We start from the raw sequence: 6,844 nt of genomic DNA on the forward strand, positions 1-6,844 counted from the left end.
GGAGTCGTGCGGAACACCGGGCGGTTGTGCAGGTTCGGACGGCTCGTGGCTCTATGGCGCCGCCGCCACTTCCGCGGCCAGGACGGACGCCGACTGATGGGCGATGGCGGCCATGACCCGAGGGGGCAGCCAGCCCGGACCGAGGAAGGTCTCGGCACGCGTGACGGGTCCGAATCCTGTAGGGCTCGGTGGTGCGGGGTCGTCGGCCAGTGCGTGGATCATCTCGGCGATCGACGGACGGCGTGCCGGGTCCCTGGACAGACTGCGGCCGACGAGTGGCCGCAGGAAGGGCGGCAGTTCGTCCTGCTCGGGCGCCGTGTACCCGGTGGCCGCGTAGGCCAGGGTCGCGCCCAGCGCGTAGACGTCGCCCAGTGGCCGGGGCCGCCCGCCCGACGCCTGCTCGGGCGGCAGACTCCCGGCGTCCAGCCCCGGTGCGTCGTGTCGGGGCACACCGTCCTGCGCTGCGGCGCGCACCGCGCCGAAGCAGGAGAGCCGGGGGCCGTCGGCGGCGATCAGTACCGCCGCGGGGGACAGCCCCGCGTGCGTGACGTTCTGCCCGTGCAGCACGGCGAGGGTCTCGGCCAGGGCGACGGCGAGGGCCCTGACGGTGCGTTCGGGGAGGGGACCGCCGTGGAGGGCCAGCACCGCGGGGAGGGGAAGGGCGGGTACGTAGGCGTGGGCGGCCCATGCCTCGGTTCCGGGAGCGGCCACCTCGACGGTCGGCAGGATCCAGGGACCCAGCAGGTAGCGGGAGAACTCGGCCTCGGCCAGAAACGCCGCCGGCTGGACGGCCGCCAGGGGCTTGCTGAGGAAGACGGTGCGTTCGCCGTCGGTGCTGCGGGCGATGAAGCGCTCCATCGGAACGGGGCAGGGGGCGGAGGCGCCCGCGCCGGGACCGCGCGCGTCGAGTCGGGTGAGAGGCGTGTAGGGGCACCGGGGTGCCCGTGCGCCGCTCTCGGCCCCCGTCATGCGTGTCCTCGTATCGTCCGTCGTCGTGTCAGGTGGTGCACAGCAGCAGGGTGGGCGTCTCCCGCGCACGCCCACCCTGGTTCCTGCCGCGGCCTCGGCCGCAGGTGACTACTGCAGGTACCTGGACGCAGCCAGGTCACCCTCCATGTACGTACCGCCCGACTGGCCGACGACGTGGCCGATGCCCATCAGGGCCTGGTGGATGTCGCTGGCTTCCTTGTCCCAGCGGCCCAGCTTCTCGTCGAAGGTGTCCTGGGCCTTACCCGCCCAGTACTGCTTGCTGTTCATCACCATGGTGCGCAGCTGCTGGATGTCCTCGTCGAGCTGCTTCGCCTCGTTGGCGATGTTCGTCGCCGCGAAGTCGAGCCCGTCGTACGTTACCTGCAGACCGTCCGCGTTACGGCTCATCTCTGCCTACCTCGTCTCTTCTGCTTGTGGTTGGTGTCCGCGAAGGTCGACGCCCGAGAAGGCTCAGGTCATCGAGCTGAACGGCGACGACTGGACCGTGGGGGCACCGTCGTTGACGTTGATCTTGTTCACGGCCGCGCGGACTTCGTCTTCCTTGGTGTCCTTGATGTTGCGCGTCGCGGTCATCGCCTCGATGACGTCACCGAGGATGCGGCCCATGTTCTGCAGCGAGGTGTTGATCTCGTACTGCTTCGTGTCGAAGGCGGCACGGCCGATGCCCTGCCACTGGCCCTCGAGGCTGTCGATGACACCCTGCAGGCTGTGCACCCGCTTGCGGATGTTCTCGAACTTCTCGTACATGTCCTTCTGCAGCTTGATTACTGCTGCATCTTCAAGCTTCTGGTCGACGGCCATGTTCCGCCTGCCCTCCCTTTTCGTTTCGGGGTCCAACTGTGCGGCTCAATGCCCTGAGGCGCTGAGCACGTTCTCCATGTCCCTGGCCCAGCGGCCCAGGGCCCGGGCGGCCGACGTCACGTGGCGCGACGCGATCGCAGGACGACGAAGGCTCCGCCTCCGATCACGACGACGGCGGCGGCAGCGCCGAGGGCGATCCACAGCGTGCTGTTGTCGTCGCTCGAGGACTCGGCTGCCACATTCTCCGTCTTGTCCGCCTTCGATCCTGCTGCGGCCTTGTCGGCACCTGAAGAGTTTTCCGGTGCTTGTGACGAGCCTGTTGCGGAGGGGGGCGTCGCGGAGGGGGAAGCCGCGGAGGCGGGCGGGATCTCCGTCACCAGCTTCTTCCCCTTCTCCCTGTTCCACTTGGCGAGGGGATCGGAGTAGGGCGCGCCAGCGTCGTAGTTCGGGTTTGCAAGCACCACGCGGGGGCGGACGGTGCCGTACCCGGAGTACTGGGTCGGGTCGTTCTTCGGCCACTTGCGGCCTGCGGTGTCGATGAGGGCTCGAGTGACCTGGTTCGCCGTCCAGTTGGGGTGAGCGGACCAGATGAGAGCGGCGGACGCCGACACCAAAGCGCTCGAGATACTTGTCCCAGAACTCTTGCTGCAGTAGGACTGGAATGAGGCGTCGCACCAGGTCGGGACGTCCTCACCCGGTGCGACGAGATCGACGTAGTTCCCGCGAGTGGCGAACTTTGAAATCTTGCCTTCCTCGTTCATCGAGGAAACACCAAGTACGTAGTTATACGAGACGGGGTAACCGGCGAAACCGTTTTCAAGTCCATCGTTACCAGCGGAAGCAACCAGCAGCTTCCCCCTTGAGGCCGCGTACTCTACGGCCGCTTGTTCTTCCTCATCAAACGCTGGATTACCGAAGGACATATTGATGATCTTCACGTCGGTATCGGCCACCGCTCGGAGCACTTCGGCGAACTCAGGCGCCTTGCCCTTATCCGCTCCATCGGGGTCGACGCTGACGTAATAGGGAACAATCTTCGCGCCCGGCGCCAGCCCTTGGATGCCACCGCCGGCTCCGGTTCCCGCGATGAGTTCTGCCATGCTTGTTCCGTGACCGACTTCGTCCCGAGTCGCGTGGTAGGCAACGCTTTTCGGAACTTCATCGGCGAGAACTTGCCCCTTGAGTGCTGGGGTGTTCATGTTTACGCCACTGTCAAGAACAGCGACCTTCACACCTTCTCCGGTGCTGGCCTTCCACATCTGCTCGGCTTGCATCGGCTCCAGATACCACTGCTTCGACCTGATGTCGTCGGCAGCGGCGCTGGGCGCCACTCCGATGCTCACAGCAACCATGGTGCCAACCACCGCACCCGCGGCACGCACTCGTCTCTTGCGGTCCGGACGGATGAGACCGGCTCGCTCAATTCTGCGGCTGGTGGCTGACTTCATAGCTTGTGGTCCTCGTTCACGGTCAGTTGGAACCCGGCAACGTGTCACGCCGCGGCTCTGTGGGCAGGTCGGTTCCCGCTTCTTCTTCAACTTCTCGATCCTGGCGCCTTGCTCGACCAGTCTCGCGCCTGTCGCCCGGCTTCCCCTGGTCACCAGGGCCGCGTCGAAGACCGGCACCTCCGCGGGTCATGCCATTCCGCTCGGCCCCAGAAGCAGAAGTACGCGCAGCGGGCTTGCTTGTCACTGCGGCCGACTTGCCCGGGGCAACGCGAGAGCCGGTGGCACCGGCACCCTGCCCAGCCGAAGGCTGCGGGGCCCCAACGACACCGCGCTGCGGAGGTCGCCCGGCCGAACCATGAGGGCTTGCCGACTTACCCGCTCCGACGACTGTGCCTCGAGGAATCTGCCGTCCGGTGCCTTTGGCCCCAGCAGGAGCTGCCGTGGGTCGCCCCCCGACCACGCCGCTGGACCGGCCAGCACCGGTAGCCGGCCCACCGGCCGTCCGCGGTGTGCCGACGCCGCTCGCTCTGGGGGTGCCACCGGTCACTCCGGGTCCCATCGGGAGCGACCTCGCTCCGCCCGTAGTGCCTCTGGCAGCCGATTGCCCTGTCGACGCCGACTTGCCCAGTTGCCCAAGCGGCCCCTGCCCTGTCCCAACAGCGCGACCAGGAACCGAGTTGCTCGTCCCGGTTTTTCCGGCCAGCCCTTGAGCGGACCCAGGAGTCCGCATGCCTCCAGGCGTGCGCCCCTCCTTCAGGCCCGCGGCAGAAGGCAGCGGGAGTCCATAGCCGTCACCACCCGGGAAGTTGGTGGTGCCCGCCGCCACCGGACCGGCAGGAACAGACGGAGTGTGACCGGTCACCGGTGGTGTGGTGGCGGGAGGCAACGTGCCGACGCTGTCGATGCTCGTTCCCACGGTGGGAACAGTTGGGGCATCCGGGTAGGGGATCTTGCCGGCAGCCTGCTGGGGAGGCAGCGGCGTGTCCAGGGCCCCGTTCGTCCCTGCATGCCCGGCGGAGAAAGTGGCCGTCTGAGGGTTCGCGCCACTTACCGCCCCCGTTGCCGTCCCCTGAGAAGGAGACACGCTCTGCGACCGCTTTTCATAGCCACTCACTGGCTTCGGGACGCCCACGTCCGGCATGGACTCGAAGGTAGGGGTCTTGTTCTGCAGCGCGACGAGTTGCTCGTTGGCCACCGCGTAGTAGGACGACAACCGATTCATCTGGTTGATCGCCTCTTGCCGGTTCTTCTCCACGCGCTTCGCTTCGACGTAATCGGGATTGCTCTCGGTCTGCGCGAGCACCGGCATAGCATTGGGACGCACGCCCACCTTGTCGAACGGCCTCGTGTCCCGGGGCGGCATGGCCTTGCGCACCGCCGCCAGACCCACGGCGGCAGCCGTGATCTGGTCCCCCGCCCCGCCGGCGAAGTCACTCAGCCCGTATGTGCTGGTGACGAGCGAGCGACCCCACTTGCGGAAAGCCTCGCCCGACTCTCCGACCCAGTGCACCTTCTCGATGTGGCCGTCCAGTTCCTTGGCGGCCTCCGTGATGGCGTCCCGCGCGTCCCAGAGAGCCTTGCCGGAAGACTCGAGGTCCTCCGGGTTGGTCTGCTCGACCAGGTCGATCATGGCGTTCAGGGAGTGCTTGTCGAAGTTGGTGCGACCGTGTACGGCATCCGCGTACGGCCCCTTCCTCGCCACCTCACGCACCATGCCGTCGATCGCCCGGCGGAGGAAGCCACCGTTCGCACTCGATGGCTCTTCGGCATGCCGCGTGAAGTCCGTGAAGGTGTTCTGCGCGGAGACCCGCTGCAGGTCCTGCTCGTGCTGCTTATCGGTCATCACATGCCCCCGGCGCTGTCTTCGCCCTCAGCGCGCTTCCTGTCGTCCGCCAGGCCCTTGATCTGCAACTGGATCGCCCAGAAGCGGCGCCGCTGCTCCTCTTCGAGGTTGTCGAAGCCCACGTGCGCACCCCGCACGGCGATGCCGATCGCCTCGATCTGGAGGTGCAGGGTCTTGGACAGAGAGGTGAGCTTCTCGTGCACCTGGTTGTACTGCACGTACAGGGCATGCGCCTCAGGGAAGGCCGCCGGGTCCTGCGCCAGCGACGTCGACTTGATCGTCTGGGCGCCGACTCGGGTCGGGTTGCCGGGCGATCCCTCGAGGTTGCTCAGGACCGCGTCCACCCGCTTCACGAACGTGCTCAGTGCCTCACCGGTGACCTCCAGGTTCGCCGCCCTGGCTGCCGACACGCCCCCCACCATGTCCGCTGGAAGCACGCCGCTCCCTCCCCGTTCCCCGTAGCTCCATCACTGTGGCCGGCCGGCCACTCGCCCCCGCGATCGCAAAGCGGGCTGCGCGCGTCTTGCGATCACCACTCTAGTCAACGGGTACGACAGGGCCAACCGGGATGCGTGCTAGTCCAGTTACAAAAACGTCCCGGACATGACACGTCGAAGAGGGCACGGGATGCCGCCGCCGACCGGGCGGATCGACCCTGCAGTCATGTGGTTAAAAGGTGAACGATGAGTGACCGCGCCGGGCAGGAATCGGTGCATCACTCGAAGTGGTGCACCCGCGCGCCGTCACCCGCCGCCCCCCTTCGTACGCGACCCGAGCGCGCGCGACCGATGTGTCGCCCGCGGACCCCGCCCCCCGCTCCGCTCCCCACCGGCCAACAGATCTCCCCAAAAACTTCACCTCCGCAATCACCCCACACCGGACGCACCCGGTCGGCCTGCGGGCCCCGGTTGCTAACTTGTGGCGGAGTCCGGACACCGCAGGACGTCCACCGGCCGGCACAGGCGGCGGGCAGCCCTGCACACGGGGAGGTTGCCGTCCATGGCATGGAACGAGTGGGAACAGCTCAAGGCCGACGCGCTGCAGCGCCGGCAGGGTTCTGCGCACATGCAGCTGAACCAGGCGGACGGTGGGGCGCCTCCCAAGCCGAGTTCGTACGGTGACCTCAAGGTCGCGAACGACGGGCTCACCAAGATCGGCACGGCCGCGTTCGAGCTCTACAACGACCTGTGGGACAAGGCGCGTGTCGCCGTACCCACCAGTGACTCCGCGGCCGCCGACCTGTCCAAGCAGGGTTTCGCTCTCGGCGCCGGACTCAAGCACGTGTCGAACCGCTGGGACGAGCAGCTGAAGTCCCTGATGGACGCCTGCGCCCACATCTCCAACCACATGCGGGTGACCAAGAAGGTGCACGACGGGGACGAGGGCTACATCCAGCGGCAGATGAGCAGCATCGCCATGCTGGACGCCGGCTTCGACGAGCGCGTCGGGGCACCGGGCGAGAAGAACAAGATCTACGGAGAGCCGAGCAAGAAGAAGGACGACTGAGGGACGGGATCCCACCGCCCGCCCGAACCAGTTCACTCCCCCGCTCAGCCCAAGGACGACAGCCATGGAACTCGACACTCTCCGCGACGCCGACTTCAAGCTCCTCGACGACGCCGTCAAGGACTGGTCCACCCTCGTCAAGAACCTCGAAACGCTGAAGAAGGACGCCGAGGACAACCTCCACAAAGGCGCCAACAAGGCCGACTGGGCCGGCGTGAACGCCAAGGTGTCCAGGGAATTCATAGGCAAGACCGCC

Annotated in this window: 8 protein-coding genes; 2 read left to right on the forward strand and 6 right to left on the reverse strand. The window is 67.0% G+C overall.

Annotated features, from left to right (window positions below):
- Nucleotides 1–51: 51 nt before the first annotated feature.
- The 6 genes from JHAT_RS30210 to JHAT_RS30235 form a co-directional block, all read right to left on the reverse strand.
- Nucleotides 52–969, reverse strand: coding sequence for a serine/threonine protein kinase (locus tag JHAT_RS30210; RefSeq protein WP_077801462.1), 918 nt, complete (start codon nucleotides 967–969; stop codon nucleotides 52–54).
- A 108-nt stretch (nucleotides 970–1,077) separates the two neighbouring features.
- On the reverse strand, nucleotides 1,078–1,377 hold the full coding sequence (locus JHAT_RS30215) for a WXG100 family type VII secretion target (protein ID WP_077801463.1): 300 nt from the start codon (nucleotides 1,375–1,377) through the stop codon (nucleotides 1,078–1,080).
- 63 nt (nucleotides 1,378–1,440) lie between these two features.
- Nucleotides 1,441–1,791 carry a WXG100 family type VII secretion target gene (locus JHAT_RS30220; RefSeq protein ID WP_077801464.1) on the reverse strand — a complete coding sequence of 117 codons (351 nt, stop codon included), beginning with the start codon at nucleotides 1,789–1,791 and terminating at the stop codon, nucleotides 1,441–1,443.
- Nucleotides 1,792–1,907: 116 nt separating this feature from the next.
- Nucleotides 1,908–3,173, reverse strand: coding sequence for a S8 family serine peptidase (locus JHAT_RS30225; RefSeq protein ID WP_290439825.1), 1,266 nt, complete (start codon nucleotides 3,171–3,173; stop codon nucleotides 1,908–1,910).
- 88 nt (nucleotides 3,174–3,261) lie between these two features.
- The gene (locus tag JHAT_RS30230) at nucleotides 3,262–5,082 is read right to left on the reverse strand and encodes a hypothetical protein (RefSeq protein WP_077801468.1); all 1,821 of its coding nucleotides are present in this window, start codon (nucleotides 5,080–5,082) and stop codon (nucleotides 3,262–3,264) included.
- Nucleotides 5,082–5,519, reverse strand: coding sequence for a hypothetical protein (locus JHAT_RS30235; RefSeq protein WP_077801466.1), 438 nt, complete (start codon nucleotides 5,517–5,519; stop codon nucleotides 5,082–5,084). The genes JHAT_RS30230 and JHAT_RS30235 overlap by 1 nt, the downstream gene beginning before the upstream one ends.
- Nucleotides 5,520–6,081: 562 nt before the next feature.
- On the opposite strand from JHAT_RS30235, the gene JHAT_RS30240 reads away from it, so the two are divergent.
- Both JHAT_RS30240 and JHAT_RS30245 read left to right on the forward strand, forming a co-directional pair.
- Complete coding sequence (locus tag JHAT_RS30240; protein ID WP_077801467.1) at nucleotides 6,082–6,588, forward strand: hypothetical protein; 507 nt, start codon at nucleotides 6,082–6,084, stop codon at nucleotides 6,586–6,588.
- Between the two features lie 64 nt (nucleotides 6,589–6,652).
- Nucleotides 6,653–6,844: hypothetical protein (locus JHAT_RS30245; RefSeq protein ID WP_143660543.1), on the forward strand; the 192-nt coding region annotated here is incomplete at its 3' end.

The sequence above is a fragment of the Streptomyces sp. JHA26 genome (assembly GCF_002005565.1).
Taxonomy (GTDB): domain Bacteria; phylum Actinomycetota; class Actinomycetes; order Streptomycetales; family Streptomycetaceae; genus Streptomyces.